Origin of the sequence: Paraburkholderia sp. (assembly GCF_047605525.1) — a bacterium.
In the GTDB taxonomy this organism is placed as follows: domain Bacteria; phylum Pseudomonadota; class Gammaproteobacteria; order Burkholderiales; family Burkholderiaceae; genus Paraburkholderia.
The window spans coordinates 24,248-40,272 of the sequence record NZ_JASGFN010000012.1 but is presented as its reverse complement, the minus strand read 5'-3'; the positions used below and the strand labels follow the sequence as shown (position 1 = coordinate 40,272).

Sequence of the window (16,025 nt, the reverse complement as noted above, 5' to 3'; positions counted from 1 at the left end):
CTGATACGGGCAAGCAAAATTAGTGACTCTGCGAAAGAGGCCGTGCCGTTTGCTCTCTCGTCGCTGACCGGTTGGCAAGCCACGCTTCCAGTTCGGACTCACGCCATCCGGTCGCGCGCTCACCGATGCGGATGGGGCGCGGGAATTCTCCCCGGCTGATCATCGCGTAAATGGTTGCACGGCACAGGCCGATTTTCTTGACGACGTCCTTCATGCGCATTACCTGGTCCATTTTGCACGACTCCGGGATGCTTCGATCATGTTCGATTATCCATAGAGGCCGCTTTGCTGCAATGGACGCACTGAATCAGCATCGTGATGGATCAGGTGGAGCAATGAGCTTGCCGATCGTATGGACCGTGCCTTGTGATAGTTCACATTTACACTTTGTTACCGCTTTGTTGGGCGGGCTAAAGGGGCGGCTCGTCAATTGACGATGCCTCGAACAGGTCGGGCTGATAGGACTGAACGAAACGAAGATTCGCGGAGCTCTCCAGTGCGCTGACGCGCACGCCGAGTAGCCGCAAGGGGCGCTTCAGGGGGATGCGTTTCAGACATTCAGTGGCCGCACGGCGAATTGTGATTGCGTCAGCCGTTGCTACCGGGATACTCAGGTCACGTGTGACGGTTTCAAAGGTATCGAAGCGCAACTTGATCCCGACGGTGCGTCCGATATATCCCTTACGTTGCAGATCCTCTGCGACGCGGACGCAGAGTCGTGTGAAGGTCTCTGAGAGTAAGGGGCGGTCACGGAGCGGGTGAAGGTCGCGCTCGAACGTGGTCTCACGGCTCATCGACTTGGGTTCCGACGACACGACGACTGGCCGCTCGTCGATACCGTGTGCGACTTCCTTCAGCCACGTGGCGTAGCGCAGCCCGAAGTGTGTCTGTAGAAATTCGGGTGCCGCGCCTGCAAGGTCACCGACGGTATGAATGCCGAGTAAAGTGAACTTCTCGCTGGCTTTCGGTCCGATGCCGTTCACTTTGCGCGCGGCCAGCGGCCAGATGCGCGAGGAAACGTCGGCTGCTGTCAGGATCGTTAGTCCGTCCGGTTTGTCGAGCTCTGAGCCGATCTTCGCGAGCAGCTTGTTCGGTGCGATGCAGATCGAACACGTTAGCCCGGTCGCATCGCGCACCGCCTGCTTGATCGCTGCGCCGATCTCTCGCGATTCGCCTCGCACGTCGGTCAGGTCGATGTAGATCTCATCAATTCCGCGATCCTGGATCTGCGTCGTGAACGTCGCGACCGCTGCCTTGAAGAGCCGCGAGTAATGGCGGTAAGAGTCGAAGTCGGTCGGCAACAGGATTGCATCTGGAGCGAGTTGCGCCGCCTTCATCATTCCCATCGCCGAGAATACGCCGAGCGCGCGCGCCTCGTAGGTGGATGTCGTCACGACGCCACGGCCCGCATAGTCGCGCAGCCGCCTGAAGCGTCGCGTACCATCGGGCAGCGTTTCCGGCGTTGCGTTGCGGCCGCCACCGATTACCACCGGCTGGCCGCGAAGTTCTGGATAACGTAGCAACTCGACGGACGCGTAGAACGCATCCATGTCGAGGTGGGCAATTCGCCGGGGTTGATCGCTCATTACGTCGTTGCTACTGGGGAATCTCCGAGAAGAAGGTTCATGAGCATGCGCGCGTTGCGCTGTCCCTGATCTTCGAGGCAGTTGTTGAAAATCACATGCGTTCTGGCGACACGCGATGCAATGTCGCTGATGGACCCCGCGAGTTCGGCGAGCTCTTCGTTACTGTAATCGTAGTCGAACCGGACAGACGCAGACGTTGCACCCGTGGCATTCCAGGTCGCTGTGTTCCTGCCGTGCAGTCGCACCAATGCCAGTTCCGGATTGGTGACATCCCATAAGGTATGCGCGCGGTTCTTGACGCCTTCAGGTGCGTTCATGACGACGTGAAGCAGGTCATACGCCTTGAGCAGATCGAGGGTCGATGCGCGATGGCGCTCGTCAAGCCACGAGCTGTTCCTGAATTCGACCGCGACGAGATACCCGGTCATTCGGTGTGCGCACTCTTCGACATGCGCGATGCCTTCCGGTGCGCTGGTCAGCCAGGGTGGAAACTGGAACAGGATGGCGCCAAGCCGGTTGGCCCGGCGAAGAGGATCGAGCGCTTCGCGAAAGCGGCGCCACAGTTCATCGAGCACGTCGGCGGGCACATCACGGTAGTAGAGGTTCTTCTTGCGGCTGTCGGGCATGACCGCCGCGATGTCCATCGACAGCGACTCACGTGGCGTCTGATGCGCCGTCAACAATCTGAACGCCTTCATGTTGAACGTGAAGCCGTCGGGTGTACGTTCGGCCCATAGCTGAGAGTTTGATGCCGATGGCACCCCGTAGAAGCTCGAATCCACCCCAACGAGCGGAAACTGTGATGCGTAGTATCGCAGCCGGGCTTCGGCGGTGCTGCACCCGCGCGGATAAAAACGCTCGCAGGCGATGAGGGACTTATCTGTCCAGCCGGCCGTGCCACACAGGATGTCCATCCTCATCTCCGCCGGATATTGACCACGGTTTGCCTACACGGTGAACGGCCGACCGTCCGGACCGATGATTGGCGGAATGCGAGGTACCTCGCCGGCCTCGGCGCCGCTGGCCATGGGTGGTATCGACGCACTTCTCGCCAGCCGCGGTCGCGCATTCGCTCGCGATCGACTCATGTCCCGTCTGTGCACATTCCGCGCGACAGTACCTGATGGGTTAGGCTTGTGCCGGGCCTCGGGCGGGTTCCATATCTCGACATATCGGCTCGAACCGGCTCCGACTGTTTCGGCGAGCGCCGGCAAAGCAATGAGCAGCAGGACGGGCAGGGCAAGCCGGTACAAGGTAACCTCCGTTCGAACACGGGGCAGTTTATCGTGCCGGGCAGCGCTGCCCGGTACCGACACACGAACCGTCGCACCCTGCACAGAAGTGGCGATCGGCAACGGCCCGGTCGACGATCCAGGCGTTCGTGGTCGCGGGTGCCGGTGTACCCACTGTGCGACCGTTCTCGCTGGCGAAGAACGTCGGTTCTCCAGCCCTACCCCGCCGGATCGCGTCGTCAATCACGGCACCCCCGAACGCCTCGCGCAGGCTCGAAACCCACGCGGCGACTTTAGGCATCGGATGTGTCCTGCGCACGGGCACGTCCACGGCGCGCTCCTCGGAGAAATAAAAGGTGCCAGCTTGCACCCGCGAATGACTGTGTAAGATACTGTACATCCATACAGGTATCTCCGCAATGCAATGTCCGCATCCGTCATCCATCCCGAAAGCATCCATCCATGCCTCTGGACCTATACCCGCGGAGTACATAGTTTGGGGGGCAAAGAGCGCGGAAGTGTTCTGCGGCGGGGTCTCCGGGAATAATTCGTTTCGATGTATGCATATATCGAAACACATCGTTTTGTTGATTGGCAGTTCAGGTCAAGGACCTTGCGTATCGCAGGCGCGAAGCCGACATCGAACACAGTGCGACCCCGTTCGTTCACGATCTCGCCATGACTGCCTTCGCGTAAGCCATGTCTTTCGAGGTAGTCGGCCGAGACCGCCTTCTCCAACGCTTTTCGTTCTGAAGGAGTGAGCTGCGCGTTGAAGCCGCTCGTCGTTGTCGGCAACACGATGGCGGCTCCCGGTGCACGGACACCGATTGGGCGCCGTCCACGACGACTTGCGTGCTGGCCTTCAGAAGGTTGACCTCTTCCCGGAGCTTGTCTCGCTCCCCGATGATCGTCTGCATGACGGAACGGATCGGAGGGGCATGAATACGCATGAGGTATTCATGGCTTGCCAGCGGCTTCATTGATTGAGACGTCGCTGGCCCGGCGTATGTGGCCCAGGCGGGTATCAGCAAGCGGTAATCCTCCGATTGCATGTTGTAGAGGACGCGCCCCTTGAGAATGCCTTCCGTCTCAGTCAGGCGACCGATCGTCGGGAGAGAAAAATCGCGCGAGCCAGACTCCTGATGCCTGCGGCAGATCTCGTGAAGCGCTGTTAGTCTGGCGATGCGATGGGCGCGGCCACCTTTGGCGAGCAGCGTGTCGAGAACAATGTTCGGGTGGTCGATTGTTGCGCTGTTCATGCTTGCCACTCGTCGATTGATTGAGGCTTGTGCGTGAACATAGCCTCCGATAGCCAACCTTGAGAGACTGCAGTGCGAGCGTTGCCAGTGGGTCCGGGTACGGAAAAGTTCGCGCCCCGGCGCGGCGTCCGGATCGACACTTTACCTGCGACCTTCCGCGACCGGCCAAAAGCGGACGGTCGACAACGTGTGCAAGATTTAAAATAATTGGGGCGTTGCTACTTGCACCCTCGTCAGGCACGGATGAAACACATTGAACTTACATTACGCCCGGCGACGTCAGCGGACGAGACATTTCTCTTCATCTGCGCATAGCGACGATGAGCGAACATCCAGAACAAGCTGGGGAGCGGGCAGACGAGCAGGCGCACTGGGAGCGTCTCATCCGCTATCGCTTCGGTGACGCAAACATTATCTGTTACGGATCCGAAAGACTCGGATTGTTCTAGTTTTCGCGCGCTCCAAATGAATGGACCACCGTGCAAATCCAAATTACGCCGACTCATCAAGGCAAAGGCATTGCGACCCGAGTGATCGGAGATCTCTTGTCGCACGCAGACAGGGCACGCGGGCCCGTCGCGCTAAGTGTTCTGAAAAGGAACAGGGCAATAAACCTTTACCAACGTCTGGGGTTTCAAGTGATCGGGACGACTGATACGTCGTTGCAGATGCGGCGCGGGGAATCAATAAGAATCGGCCATAATAAGGCTCTTGAATACGCGGTTCAAAATTTACCCATAGCGACCGGATATGGTCTCCCCAACCTCACCTGGCGCGAACAAATATCAGCATTCGACAATGTTCACGGCTAAGCCTCCCCGAGAAGTTTCCTTGTACTTGTTTTTCATATCAGATCCGGTCTGCATCATGGTCTTAATGACCGCATCAAGAGACACATAGTGCTTACCGTCTCCCAACAAACTTATCTTGGCAGCGTTTGCCGCTTTTACTGCACCCATGGCGTTTCGCTCGATGCACGGTATTTGGACTTGTCCGCCGACCGGGTCACAAGTCAGACCCAGATTATGTTCCATACCAATCTCGGCAGCATTCTCTACCTGTTCAGGGCTACCCCCCATTACGGCACATAATGCCGCAGCCGCCATTGAACACGCAACGCCTACCTCTCCCTGGCATCCGACTTCGGCGCCCGATATCGATGCGTTAATTTTGTAAAGGATTCCGATAGCACCGGCGGTTAAAATAAATGATACTGCGTCGTCGTCGGTTGCAGCACGGTGGAACTTCATATAGTGGTATAAAACCGCCGGAATAACGCCTGCCGCGCCATTTGTCGGAGCGGTGACGATATGCCCTCCACTTGCATTTTCTTCACTTACCGCCATCGCAAAAATGTTCAGCCAGTCAGTCGAATCCTGACAGCGTTGTGAACTGCTGCTTTCTGATACGACTGCCAATTTCCTGACCAATTCTGCAGCACGACGTTTGACCGCGTACGGTCCCGGCAAAGCGCCTTCTGCGGACAATCCCCGTTCGACGCACGCTCGCATGACGTCCCATAACTGTAGAATGTCTTGACGGATCGTATCTTCGGATCGCCACGTTTTCTCCCGAGCAAACATGACGTCTGCTATATTCAAATTCTCCTGTTCACAGAGCAGCAACAGTTCTGCACCAGTTGTGAATTTAAAAGTAGGGATGACACGATCGTCAGATGCAGATGAATCTTCGCTTTCTTGAGTTACAACAAAACCACCACCAACCGAAAAATAGGTACGTTTCAGCAGGACACCGTCGATTCCCGAAGCCGTGAAAACGATCCCATTTGGATGGTCACCAAGCGATTTTCTGTAAAAACCAATATCTTTTTCCAAAGAAAAATCAATGATCGAGTTCGCGTCAGCCAGCCTGATTTTTTTCATACGCTTAACCAATTCGATCGTGTCGTCAATCGCGTCGCTAGCAACGGTCTCGGGAGTGTATCCCATCAATCCTAACGTGACACCCTTATCAGTCCCATGACCTTTCCCAGTTGCGCCTAACGAGCCATATAGCTCAATACGCATCCTAACCGTTGAGTCAAGCAAATTATTGGTTTTAAGCGCATTGATAAACATTGCGGACGCTCGCATAGGTCCGACAGTGTGCGAACTTGACGGGCCGATCCCAATTCTAAAAATGTCGAAGACACTCAGCTCCACGTAGCCTTCCCAATAGTATCAGTAGCGTGCTCAGATCAGGTTTTCGCCGCTGTCGCTGGAAAATGCGCGATGGCGTTCAAGGATGGAAGTTAAAAATTCGGACGCGGCCGCCGGAAATTTTCTTCCGCGTCGTGCGATAATTCTGGATTGGGTACCAGTTAGCAAAACGTGTCGCAGTGGCACGAGTGCAAACGTTGTTTGCCACCCATCTTCTTTAACTACGAACTCCGGCAGAATCGATATCCCCAAGCCGTGTCGGACATACGATTTGAGTACTTCGTATGAATTGCTCTCAAGTTTTTCCTGCAGTCTGATTCCTTCCGCGTCTTCGGCAAGTTTGATACTTCTTCGGACGCTGTGTTGTGGCGGCAAAAGAGCGATAGGGAAGGGCTGCAAGTCCGGAAGGGCAAGAGATTCCATTTCGGCTAACGGGTGCCCAGCGGGAACAATAACAAGCAGAGGCGACGGCGAAGAGTGTAAAACATCAATTAGATGATGTTGTGGCGGATTCAGTGTTATTCCAAGATCGACGATTTCGTCTATGACCATTCTCAGTATTGAGTCACCATTTCCGATATTTATAGAAAATGTCATTTGCGGATGAAACTTGCAAAACTCAGGAATTACCAAATTCGCAAGATCGCTTGCGTATCCATACCCGGAGCCGACTCTGACGTGTCCGAATTGGACGCCGGTGGAAGCTCGGATTTCTTCCTTGACGTTTGCATCCTGCACCATCAACTGGCGAATATGCTCGCGCAATATATTACCGGCACTTGTGAGGACAATACAGCGGCCGTGATTTTCAATAAGTTTCAGCCCGAATTCGTCCTCAAGCAGACGAACCTGCCGACTAAGTGCTGACGCAGAGATATGTACGCGCTCCGCCGCTCGCCTAAGAGAGCGTTCCTCAGCGATTGCATAAAAATATCGATAGGCTGTGTTCAACATGAAAAAATACAAGAATTACAACGTTCCGGAATTGTTGTCATATGTATAGTAGACACGATTAAGGCGACTAGCGATATTTACAATATCAGATTGATACTGATATACATCTTCCCCTCGCCACGCGGCAGCGAAGACCTCAGCAATCTTTGCGATTTCGGTTTCTGTTACACCAAGGCGAGTGATCGCTTGCGTCCCCAAGCGTACACCGCCGTTCGTAGGTCTTCCCGGTACGGGGGCTGCGCCAAATAACAGCCCAATCGCCTCGGCGCGGGTGACCAGTGATTTCGCCGACTCAGGGCTGCTGCAAAGTACTAGCGCCTGATGCGTCGGTGCTGGCTGGTCGATCGGGGCATGATGCAATGGAATGCCAAAACCCTCCAAACTCCGAGACAATACTGCGGAATTTTTCAGCATAGCGTCGGCATAGTCTCCCATGAACGCTTTTGCCTCGCTGAGCGCTGTGGACAAAGCCAGCAGCCGACCAGCGTCGTAATTGGAAGCCATTGATCCAGTAACAAGCTTTCTGATCAGGTCGCCTTGACTTTTTTTGTTTCCAACCAGAATGCCACCCGATGGACCGCCGAGCGTTTTATAGGTCGAAGCAGTCATGATGTCGATACCCATTGCCATCGGGTTCTGAAATCGACCACCCGCAATTAGGCCAGCCACGTGCGACGCATCATAAACCACCACTGCGCCGACAGCATGCGCCGCTACTACAAGTTCTCTTGTGTTATACGGAGCTAGCATCACACTGCCGCCGAGCATGACGATACTGGGGCGAGCCACCTTGATAAGGGCGGCCGCAGCCTGATCGTCGACCGAACATCTCGAGTAGTCAAATGGCAAACGGATAGCAGTTCGCCCAAGCATCCCGATCGTCCCCGTTGCCTGATGACTGACGTGCCCCCCATCAGGAGCGGAGATGGTAGCGATGCTGTCACCAACCCGTGAAAACGCCAGATACACCGCCATATTGGCGTAGGTGCAGCTTTGCAGGCGGCATTCTGACCATTCGCCATCAAAAAGGTCCTGCAACTGGCCCTCTACCAGCTCTTCCAGGTCAGAAATTTCCTTAGTTCCTGGCTGAAGCTTCGCGTGGGGCGCGCCAATCGCAGGGATCATACCCATCGAATTCGCCAGTGCGTGCTCCGCCGCAGGGGACATTACATTGCAACCTGCATACATCTGTACAGACTGATGCATGCGGGCCTGGAAATTACAAAGAATCTCCTTTGCAGCATCGGCGAAACGCGAAGAGATATGTTGCACGGCAGCCTCCCTGAAAGCCAGATAGTAACAACACATCGAATTGTGACAATCTCATATTTTAGTTTCCTCTGTTCTAATTTTTGCGCTTGACCAAACAATTTTGCACAAAAACACTGCGGTACTTATTCAACCGAGAAAATACAAATGCAAATGTCCGATTACGATCTCACGCTCGATCTATTAAAACGCATGATCTCGATCGATTCACGGAGTTTTGTTTCCAACTTGCCCATTGCAGACTTGATCGAAAGTGAGCTGCATGATTGGGATTTGGAAATTATCGATTATATCGACGATCGTGGAACAGCGAAAAGGAACATTGTTGCCCGCTACCCAGGGAGCAACTCGAAACTAGCTTTTGCGGGGCATCTTGATACGGTTCCGGACACCGGTTGGGTCCGTAGACCGTTCGAATCAGTAATCGAAGGGGACAACCTGTACGGTCTCGGGGCATCAGACATGAAAGGGCCAATTGCAGCATTTATTATTGCCGCTAAGAGCCTTCATCCAGAAGATCGGCCGACATTGGTTTTTACCGCAGACGAGGAGGCAGGAAAGCAAGGTGTCCGCGAAGTGGTCGCTCGCAGTCAAATTCTTAATGTAAAGCATACTCCCCAATGTTTTATTGTCGCCGAGCCAACAAGCCTCAATCTGGTGCGAGGTCATCGGGTCGATATTCAATTTGTTGCACATGCAAAAGGCGTGCAGGCGCACTCCTCAACTGGAAAAGGGAAAAATGCAAATCTCGCGCTCATTCCTTTTCTGAACGACTTAAGTTCGCTTCATCGCCGTCTTCGCGACGATGTGCAACTTCAGGACAATCAATACGACCCACCGTTTTGCGACCTGAACTTCGTAATCGACAATTACGGTGCCTTTCCGAACACTACAGTTGGATTGGCAACGTGCACTGCGAAATTTCGCTATTCGAAATCATTTGACCCAGGTTTCGTTGTTGAAGAGATTAAAAAATCTTCTATTGCGCACGGGATTGACCTTCACGTGAAAATGGAAGCACCCCCTCCTGAACTTGAAGAGGACCATTATCTCGTGACGGCCGCCAAACGCATTCTCGGATGTTGCGCCAAGGTTTCCGGGCTGGGAACAGAGGCGTCAGAATACTCAAAACTTGCCCCAAGCTTGATTTATGGTCCGGGTGACATCGAGTGTGCTCATAAGCCAACTGAATATATCGCGTTAGCGCAGCTTTATCGGTCTGTCGATGCCTTCAAAAGCATTGCAACAAGTCTGATTTGACTTAATCAGGTAGTAATTTGATGAGATTTCAAATGAGCGATTCAATTTCGGTGGCGCGCACCAAAGAGCAAACCAGATCTTTCGGAAAGATTTTTATTTATGGGGGCGCAATATTGACCATTGCCGAGTTGCTCGGACCCATCCGCTTTCACTTTCGATCGGGAGAAATTGTGTTGCTGCCAATGGTCTGGGCTCTCCTGTTGGGGGCCCTGGCTGGAATTATCAGCAGGAAGTCGCGCACCGCTTGGGGGTTGGACCGGTCCTCGCAGACTATTTCATCTGCCGTTCTACAATCGGCCTTATTGCTGCTAGTTGCCAAGCTTGGATTATTGGTTGGCGGAGTGCTTCCATCGTTAGCGCATGCCGGTTGGGCCTTAGCCTTTCAAGAGGTCGGTCATTTCCTTGGAACAATAATTTTCGCTCTCCCGGTTGCGCTGTTACTTGGCATCAAGCGCGAAGCGATCGGTGCAACCTTCTCTGTAGGACGGGAGCCCAGTCTCGCGATTATTGGAGAGAAATATGGCATGGATTCAGCTGAGGGCAGGGGCGTACTCGCCGAATACATCACAGGCACCATACTTGGGACGATTTTTATCACGTTATTTGCTGGCTATATTACCAGTCTTGGGATTTTTAATCCATTGGCTCTAGCAATGGGCGCGGGCGTTGGTTCTGGCAGCATGATGGCCGCAGCGTCATCTTCAATTGCGGCGCTACAATCCGCGGATATTGCGAAACAGGTTATGGATTTCGCTGCGGCAAGCAATCTAATAACGACAACAATCGGAACATATTTCACATTGTTCATCTCACTTCCGATCGCATGCAAAGCTTATGAATTATTGGAACCAGTTCTAGGTCGGCTATCAAGATCTGCCCGTTCGCAACACCAGGCGGATGAGATTTCGTCAGTGCCAAGATCTCCCGAGGTCGTCCAGCTTGGACCGTTTGCGAAGTTCAGCACTTGGATAGTCACCGCAGTTTTCATTATTATTTGCAACCTCATTTCGCATCATGTGGGTTATTTAGCATCGCTTCCCGGAATTTTTTTCATTTTGGTTTGTGTCATAACGGGTAACTGGCTTTATAACATCACTGGAAAACGTTTACCTGCTGTTTGCTGGGTATCGTTTATTGGCTTGGCGCTAACGCAGCCATATTGCCCTTGGGCTAGCGAAATAAGTGCGTGGAGCGGCAAAATTGATTTTCTTGGGGTTGCGACACCCATGCTGACTTTCGCAGGCCTTGGGATCGCGAAAGATCTTCCAGCATTTCGACGTTTGGGCTGGAAAATAGTACTTACATCGCTATGCGCGAATGCGGGAACCTTCGTAGGCGCTACTGTCATTGCTGAGTATTTAATTCGCTAGTTGCTGTCGCTTTGACCTTTTTTCTTCGAAGTGTCCCACTGCGGTCTTAGTCGCAAGGTGGGGGTGGCTGCTGGCCCGTAGCTCATGACCGTCCGCTTTAGACGGCGGCGAAGGACCGTTGTGGGTCGGCAAGCGTCCATCGCCCTTTGGAAGCCTTAGTCATCAAGTGAGCGGACGCAAGCTACGCCGCCCGATCATCCTTCGGGCCGCCTTTCCGACTCGTCCAACCAATTCGGTGTTTCCAGGTATAGCCAACCGTGCGCTAGTGCGACGAATTCCGTTTCCCGGCACTGCCCACTCACCTTCTTAAAGTCTTGGGCTACAATAACTGTATATTTATACAGTGTTTTGGAGCCAGATCGTGACTCGGACTGCCGCGACCGCACAGCAGTTACGCACCCCCGAGGACCGGGCGCGCTCCATTGACGCTGCCCTCGAGGCAAGTATGTATTCGGAGTCGGGGGGAATAAGCCTTTGGCGCGCCTCTCAGCTCGCGCAAGCGCGCGGGCGTGCGGTGGACACGGGCTACGCGGCGCTGTCCGCCGAATTGCCGGGCGGCGGGTGGCCGCTCGGGGCATTGACCGACCTGCTGGTGCAGCAGTCCAGCATTGGCGAACTGCGGTTGCTTGCGCCAGCGCTTGCCACACCTGACAGGCGCCCGGTTGCGCTGCTTGAGCCGCCGCTCACGCCGAACGCGTTCGGCCTGTTCCACATTGGCTTGCCGAATGACCGGCTGATGCTGCTGCGGGCGCCGCGCACGGCCGACGCACTGTGGTCAGCGGAGCAGATCCTGCGCGCCGGTACCTGCAGCGCGCTGGTGCTCTGGCAGCAGCATGTCAAGGCGTCGTCACTACGGCGCCTTCATCTGGCAGCACAGAGCGCGGAAACGCTCTTTTTTGTTATCCAGCCGATGGCCGTTGGACAGAACGCATCGCCGGCAGTCTTGCGACTCGCCCTCAGGCCATCGCCCGATGGCGCTGAGGTGGAGATCATCAAACGACGAGGGCCATTACGCGCTGAGCCCGTCTCCGTTGCGCTTCATCCCACACCGATTCTGACCAGTTTCCATGCGCGTCTTTCTCGCCGTCCATCTGCCCCGGCTTCAGCTCGAAGCATTCCGTCCGGGGTGGCAGCCTGAGCCGACGCATGGCTGTGTCGTATTGGAGAAAGACCGCGTGATTCTCGCCGACCGGGTGGCGCAGACGGCTGGCGTGCGTCCGGGCATGCGACGAGGTGGCGTGCTGACGCTGTCGCCGGATATCGCGGTTCATGAGCGCGATACAGCCCGCGAGGACGACATCCTGCGGGCCGTCGCGGTCGCACTCATGCGTTTCTCGCCGGAGGTAGTCGTGTGCAGTGAAGCGACCGTGCTCGTAGACGTCAGCGCGAGCCTGCGTCTGTTCGGCGGCGTGACGAAACTGTGCCATGCGCTGGCGCCGGTGATCGAAACGATCGGCGTCACGGCTAGGATCAGCACGGCACCGACCGGGCAGGGCGCATGGCTGCTCGCGCGCTACCTTAACCGGCGACTGGTCAAGCTGCCGTCGCTCGAACGTGCGCTGTCTTCGCTGTCGCTGGCTGCCGTTCCGGAGCTGCGTCCCTTCGCCGACTGGTTCACGGGCCTCGGTTGTTCGACGATCGCCGAAGTGCGCCGGCTGCCCCGCGCAGGATTGCAGCGCCGGTGCGGGCAGGACGTCCTGGATTCGCTGGACCGCGCATTCGGACTGGCTCCCGAACTGTACGAATGGATGGCGCTGCCGGAGACGTTCGCAGCGCGTGTCGAGTTGCCCGACCGGATCGAGCATGCCGACGCGGTGCTCTTCGCCGCACGCCGGCTGGTGGCGCAGCTGTGCGGCTGGCTGTCTGCCCGGCAACTGGCAGTGAGCGGCCTCATGTTGCGTCTCGAACATGAACGCGGCCGGCAGGCGATCGAGCCGACAGACATCGAGATCGCAGTGGCCGAGCCCGTGTGGCACGACGACTATCTCGTTCGGCTCATGAAGGAGCGGCTCGGGAGTCCCATCTGCCTCTAATGGATCAAGAATAAGCTCATTTAAATCAATGACTTGTGGTGGTGGCCATCAATCAATCTACTGAGCTTTAAGATCTTCTGGGAGCAATTGTTGCCGAGTTTGGTCAAGTTTTGGTCAAGCTCGATCCCGTCCATGACAACGTCGATATGCCTTTTGAATCCGTAGCAGGACGCCAATGTATGCCCGTTGGCCCAAACGAAAACCGCTCAGGCGAAGATATTCGTTCGGCCCGTGCATGTTTTCGTCAGGTAAGACGAAGCCCAGGATGACGGTCGACATACCGAGCATGCTTGAACAGCGACAGGATGGGAATCGAGCCGCCCGAGCGCGTGTAGTACGGCTCGCGGCCGTATAGTTCGCACAGCACTCCGCGCGCAGCCAAGTTGACGGGGTGATCGTAGTCGATTGCGTAAGGCGAGGCCGCGTTAAGCAGAATCTCGGCGCAGACCGTAAGGCCCGGCAACGACTGCGCCTCGATGTGCCCCTTCAGCAAGCGGGCGATGGCTTCGGGTTCCTGATTCGGCACGAGCCGGCAAGTCAGTTTTGCCTGTGCGCTGGCCGGGACGATGGTGCGCACGCCTTCACCCGTATGTCCGCCGACAATGCCGTTGAACTCGACCGTCGGCCGCATGCCGATGCGTTCGAGCGTGCCGTAACGCGCTTCGCCAGCGAACTCTGGCACGCCGGCGCGGTTCCGGAACGCGGCATCGTCGACGGGAATTCGCGCGAGCCGCGCCCGCTCCTCGGCGGAAAATTCGCGCACCGCATCGAGAAAGCCGGGGACGGCGATCCTGCCATCGGCGTCGTGAAGCGAGCCGAGAATCGAAACGAGGCCCCGCACCGGATTGGCGACCGCGCCGCCGTAGGAACCGGAATGCAGATCGCGGCCGCCGCCCGTCACCTTCACATCGAGCGCGCACACGCCGCGCAGGCTCAGGCGCAGGTCGGCCTCGGATTCGCTCCATTGCCAGCGGTCCGCGCTCAGCACGCAGTCGCACGCGAGCAGCTCGCGGTGCGTCTCGATGAACGCCGGCAGATCGGGGCTGAGAATTACCTCCGCGCCCTCGAACAGGAACTTCCCGTTGACCGGCAGCCGGCCGTCGCATCGCAGCAGCGTTTCGATCGCGATGATCGGCGCGAGCATGTTGCCCTTGTCGTCGGTGGCGCCGCGCGCGTAGATCCGGCCGTCGCGGATGGCGGGCTCGAACGGCGTGCTGAGCCAGCCCGGCTGCCCTTCGGCGGGCTGCACGTCGAAATGGCCGTAAATCAGCACGGTCGGCGCGCCGGGTGCCTCCAGCCATGCGCTGTAACCCATCGGGTAGCGGCCGGCGCGCAGCACGCGCGCCCCGGGCACGCCGGCCGACGAGAGCCGGGCGCGCACCTATTGCGCCGCGGCGAAGACATCGTCGATGCGTTCGGGGTCGGAGGAAACGCTGGGATCGACAGGAAGCCGGTCAGTTCGTCGATGAAGCAGGCTTGCCCGGCATCGAGGTAGTCGTCGTAGCGGTCAGTCACGGCAGGGCCTTCGTGGTCGGTACGCAGGGAAGCGCGAAACGGCGCGCGGCCGGCGGAATTCATCCGCGCGGCGTGCTCGAAATGTAGCGCATCGAGCCGCGCGTACACGCGGCCGGGACTTTCGACGAGCAGAACCTCGCGCGCGAGCGCGTCGAAATCGGCGCGAAAGTGCACGGAGCTTTTGAGCACGAGGATGTCGAGCGAAGCCGGATCGATGCCGACGTGATGGATGATCGACTGGTTGGCGGCCTGCATCTTTCGCGAGCTCACGATCACGCGCATGCCGTCCACGCGCAGCAGCGCGGCCGGACCGAGATCGATCGGCGAGCCGCCCCACATCGGCCCGGTGCGGGTGAACCGGCCGTCGCTCAGGAACAGCACCTCGAAATCGCCGCGAAGCGGCAGGCCGGGCGCGTCGTCGCCGGTCGCCGAGCGGCCGCCCAGCTCGATCGCCAGCCGCGCGCCGACGCCGGCTTCGTGCGTGAGACGCGCGGCTGGCGGGTCGTGCAGGATCGCGAGCAGCGCGTTGTGTGCGCGCTGCTCGACGAGGCAGCGCAGGATGTCGATAGCTCCACGCGGATTCGACCCTAGCTATCTCGCTCCGTGCGGAGTGAAGGGAGATTATCCCGTAGTGAGGACGCTGCAATCTGTATGTCGAGGCTGATGTGTCGTCGGACGGCGGCGGCATCTCCTCGGCCGATAGCCGCGACAATCGTCTCGTGTTCGTCGTTCGCGATTTCGACGTAGGACGGATCATCGAACAGGCGGTTCAGAAAAGGACCGATACGGGTCCACATATCGACGATCATTTTCAGCAGCATCGGAGAGCCTGCGCGTTCATAAATCGCGAAATGGAATTGCCGGTTGATGGCGACGTACTTGCGACCATCGCGCGCCTGAATGGCATCCCGGCCTTTGACGACGAGATCTTCCAGTTTTGCCAGATCTGCCAGTCGAATATTCGGCGTCGCCAGTTCGGCGGCGAAGCCTTCGAGTTCGGAGCGAATGCGTACCAGCTCAATCAAGCTCTCGTCCGACAGAAATGGCACGACGATTGATCGATTCGACTGCATCGTCAGTAGCTGTTCTGCAACAAGCCGCTGTAGGGCGTCGCGTACTGGCGTGATCGAAATACCGTACAGCGACGCGAGGGTGCGGATCACCAACACCTGGCCTGGCTTGAAGTCACCGGTTACCAAGCCTTGGCGGATCTCGTCGTAGGCGCGCTCGTTAAGTGTCTTGTGTGCGATCGTCATTTTTGTGGTCTTTTGCCAGCGGCGCCACCCGCGCTGGCGGGCAAAATAGCTGATCCATCGGCATTAGGAAAATATGTTACATCATGTGACATCCTATCAGGAGCGCTAAAGACGCCAAAGTCTGATCGACTC

Annotated in this window: 14 protein-coding genes and 2 pseudogenes; 5 read left to right on the top strand and 11 right to left on the bottom strand. The window is 56.8% G+C overall.

What is annotated here, in order from left to right; translation table 11 throughout:
* Window positions 1–19: 19 nt before the first annotated feature.
* The 5 genes and pseudogenes from QM685_RS18230 to gmtX all read right to left on the bottom strand — a co-directional run bounded on the left by QM685_RS18230 (window position 20) and on the right by gmtX (window position 4,077).
* Complete coding sequence (locus QM685_RS18230) at window positions 20–232, bottom strand: helix-turn-helix transcriptional regulator (protein WP_415117842.1); 213 nt, start codon at window positions 230–232, stop codon at window positions 20–22.
* 178 nt (window positions 233–410) lie between these two features.
* Window positions 411–1,586: a DNA polymerase IV gene (dinB, locus tag QM685_RS18225; RefSeq protein WP_415117840.1), complete on the bottom strand. Its 1,176-nt coding sequence runs from the start codon at window positions 1,584–1,586 to the stop codon at window positions 411–413.
* Window positions 1,586–2,500 carry a DUF72 domain-containing protein gene (locus QM685_RS18220; protein WP_415117838.1) on the bottom strand — a complete coding sequence of 305 codons (915 nt, stop codon included), beginning with the start codon at window positions 2,498–2,500 and terminating at the stop codon, window positions 1,586–1,588. The genes dinB and QM685_RS18220 overlap by 1 nt, the downstream gene beginning before the upstream one ends.
* 367 nt (window positions 2,501–2,867) lie before the next feature.
* The gene (locus tag QM685_RS18215; protein ID WP_415118190.1) at window positions 2,868–3,119 is read right to left on the bottom strand and encodes a hypothetical protein; all 252 of its coding nucleotides are present in this window, start codon (window positions 3,117–3,119) and stop codon (window positions 2,868–2,870) included.
* Between the two features lie 173 nt (window positions 3,120–3,292).
* A pseudogene (gene gmtX, locus QM685_RS18210) lies at window positions 3,293–4,077 on the bottom strand (gamma-mobile-trio protein GmtX).
* A 479-nt stretch (window positions 4,078–4,556) separates the two neighbouring features.
* Between gmtX and QM685_RS18205 the strand changes: the two are divergent.
* Window positions 4,557–4,889: a GNAT family N-acetyltransferase gene (locus QM685_RS18205; RefSeq protein ID WP_415117836.1), complete on the top strand. Its 333-nt coding sequence runs from the start codon at window positions 4,557–4,559 to the stop codon at window positions 4,887–4,889.
* Here QM685_RS18205 and QM685_RS18200 read toward each other — a convergent pair.
* The 3 genes from QM685_RS18200 to QM685_RS18190 are packed head-to-tail and all read right to left on the bottom strand — an operon-like array spanning window position 4,863 to window position 8,462.
* Complete coding sequence (locus QM685_RS18200) at window positions 4,863–6,239, bottom strand: L-serine ammonia-lyase (RefSeq protein WP_415117834.1); 1,377 nt, start codon at window positions 6,237–6,239, stop codon at window positions 4,863–4,865. The genes QM685_RS18205 and QM685_RS18200 overlap by 27 nt on opposite strands.
* A 30-nt stretch (window positions 6,240–6,269) precedes the next feature.
* Window positions 6,270–7,190, bottom strand: coding sequence for a LysR family transcriptional regulator (locus QM685_RS18195; RefSeq protein WP_415117832.1), 921 nt, complete (start codon window positions 7,188–7,190; stop codon window positions 6,270–6,272).
* A 15-nt stretch (window positions 7,191–7,205) separates the two neighbouring features.
* The gene (locus QM685_RS18190) at window positions 7,206–8,462 is read right to left on the bottom strand and encodes a hypothetical protein (protein WP_415117830.1); all 1,257 of its coding nucleotides are present in this window, start codon (window positions 8,460–8,462) and stop codon (window positions 7,206–7,208) included.
* A gap of 144 nt (window positions 8,463–8,606) precedes the next feature.
* Here QM685_RS18190 and QM685_RS18185 point away from each other — a divergent pair, with 144 nt between their 5' ends.
* The 4 genes and pseudogenes from QM685_RS18185 to QM685_RS18170 form a co-directional block, all read left to right on the top strand.
* Window positions 8,607–9,719: a M20/M25/M40 family metallo-hydrolase gene (locus QM685_RS18185; RefSeq protein WP_415117828.1), complete on the top strand. Its 1,113-nt coding sequence runs from the start codon at window positions 8,607–8,609 to the stop codon at window positions 9,717–9,719.
* A gap of 32 nt (window positions 9,720–9,751) precedes the next feature.
* The gene (locus QM685_RS18180) at window positions 9,752–11,089 is read left to right on the top strand and encodes a DUF3100 domain-containing protein (protein ID WP_415117826.1); all 1,338 of its coding nucleotides are present in this window, start codon (window positions 9,752–9,754) and stop codon (window positions 11,087–11,089) included.
* 361 nt (window positions 11,090–11,450) lie between these two features.
* Entirely contained in the window at window positions 11,451–12,227 is a 777-nt protein-coding gene (gene imuA, locus QM685_RS18175) for a translesion DNA synthesis-associated protein ImuA (protein ID WP_415117824.1), read from the top strand.
* Window positions 12,157–13,101 (top strand): annotated as a pseudogene (locus QM685_RS18170) (Y-family DNA polymerase); the annotation flags it as partial. The gene imuA and the pseudogene QM685_RS18170, both read left to right, overlap by 71 nt.
* Before the next feature lie 265 nt (window positions 13,102–13,366).
* Here QM685_RS18170 and QM685_RS18165 read toward each other — a convergent pair.
* From QM685_RS18165 to QM685_RS18155, 3 genes are read right to left on the bottom strand one after another with little or no spacing between them, the layout of a single operon-like run.
* Window positions 13,367–14,503, bottom strand: coding sequence for a M20/M25/M40 family metallo-hydrolase (locus QM685_RS18165; protein ID WP_415117822.1), 1,137 nt, complete (start codon window positions 14,501–14,503; stop codon window positions 13,367–13,369).
* A complete protein-coding gene (locus QM685_RS18160; protein ID WP_415118188.1) occupies window positions 14,389–15,195 on the bottom strand; it encodes an MlrC C-terminal domain-containing protein in 807 nt (268 codons plus the stop codon). The genes QM685_RS18165 and QM685_RS18160 overlap by 115 nt, the downstream gene beginning before the upstream one ends.
* Before the next feature lie 29 nt (window positions 15,196–15,224).
* A complete protein-coding gene (locus tag QM685_RS18155) occupies window positions 15,225–15,893 on the bottom strand; it encodes a GntR family transcriptional regulator (RefSeq protein WP_415117820.1) in 669 nt (222 codons plus the stop codon).
* Window positions 15,894–16,025: the final 132 nt, after the last annotated feature.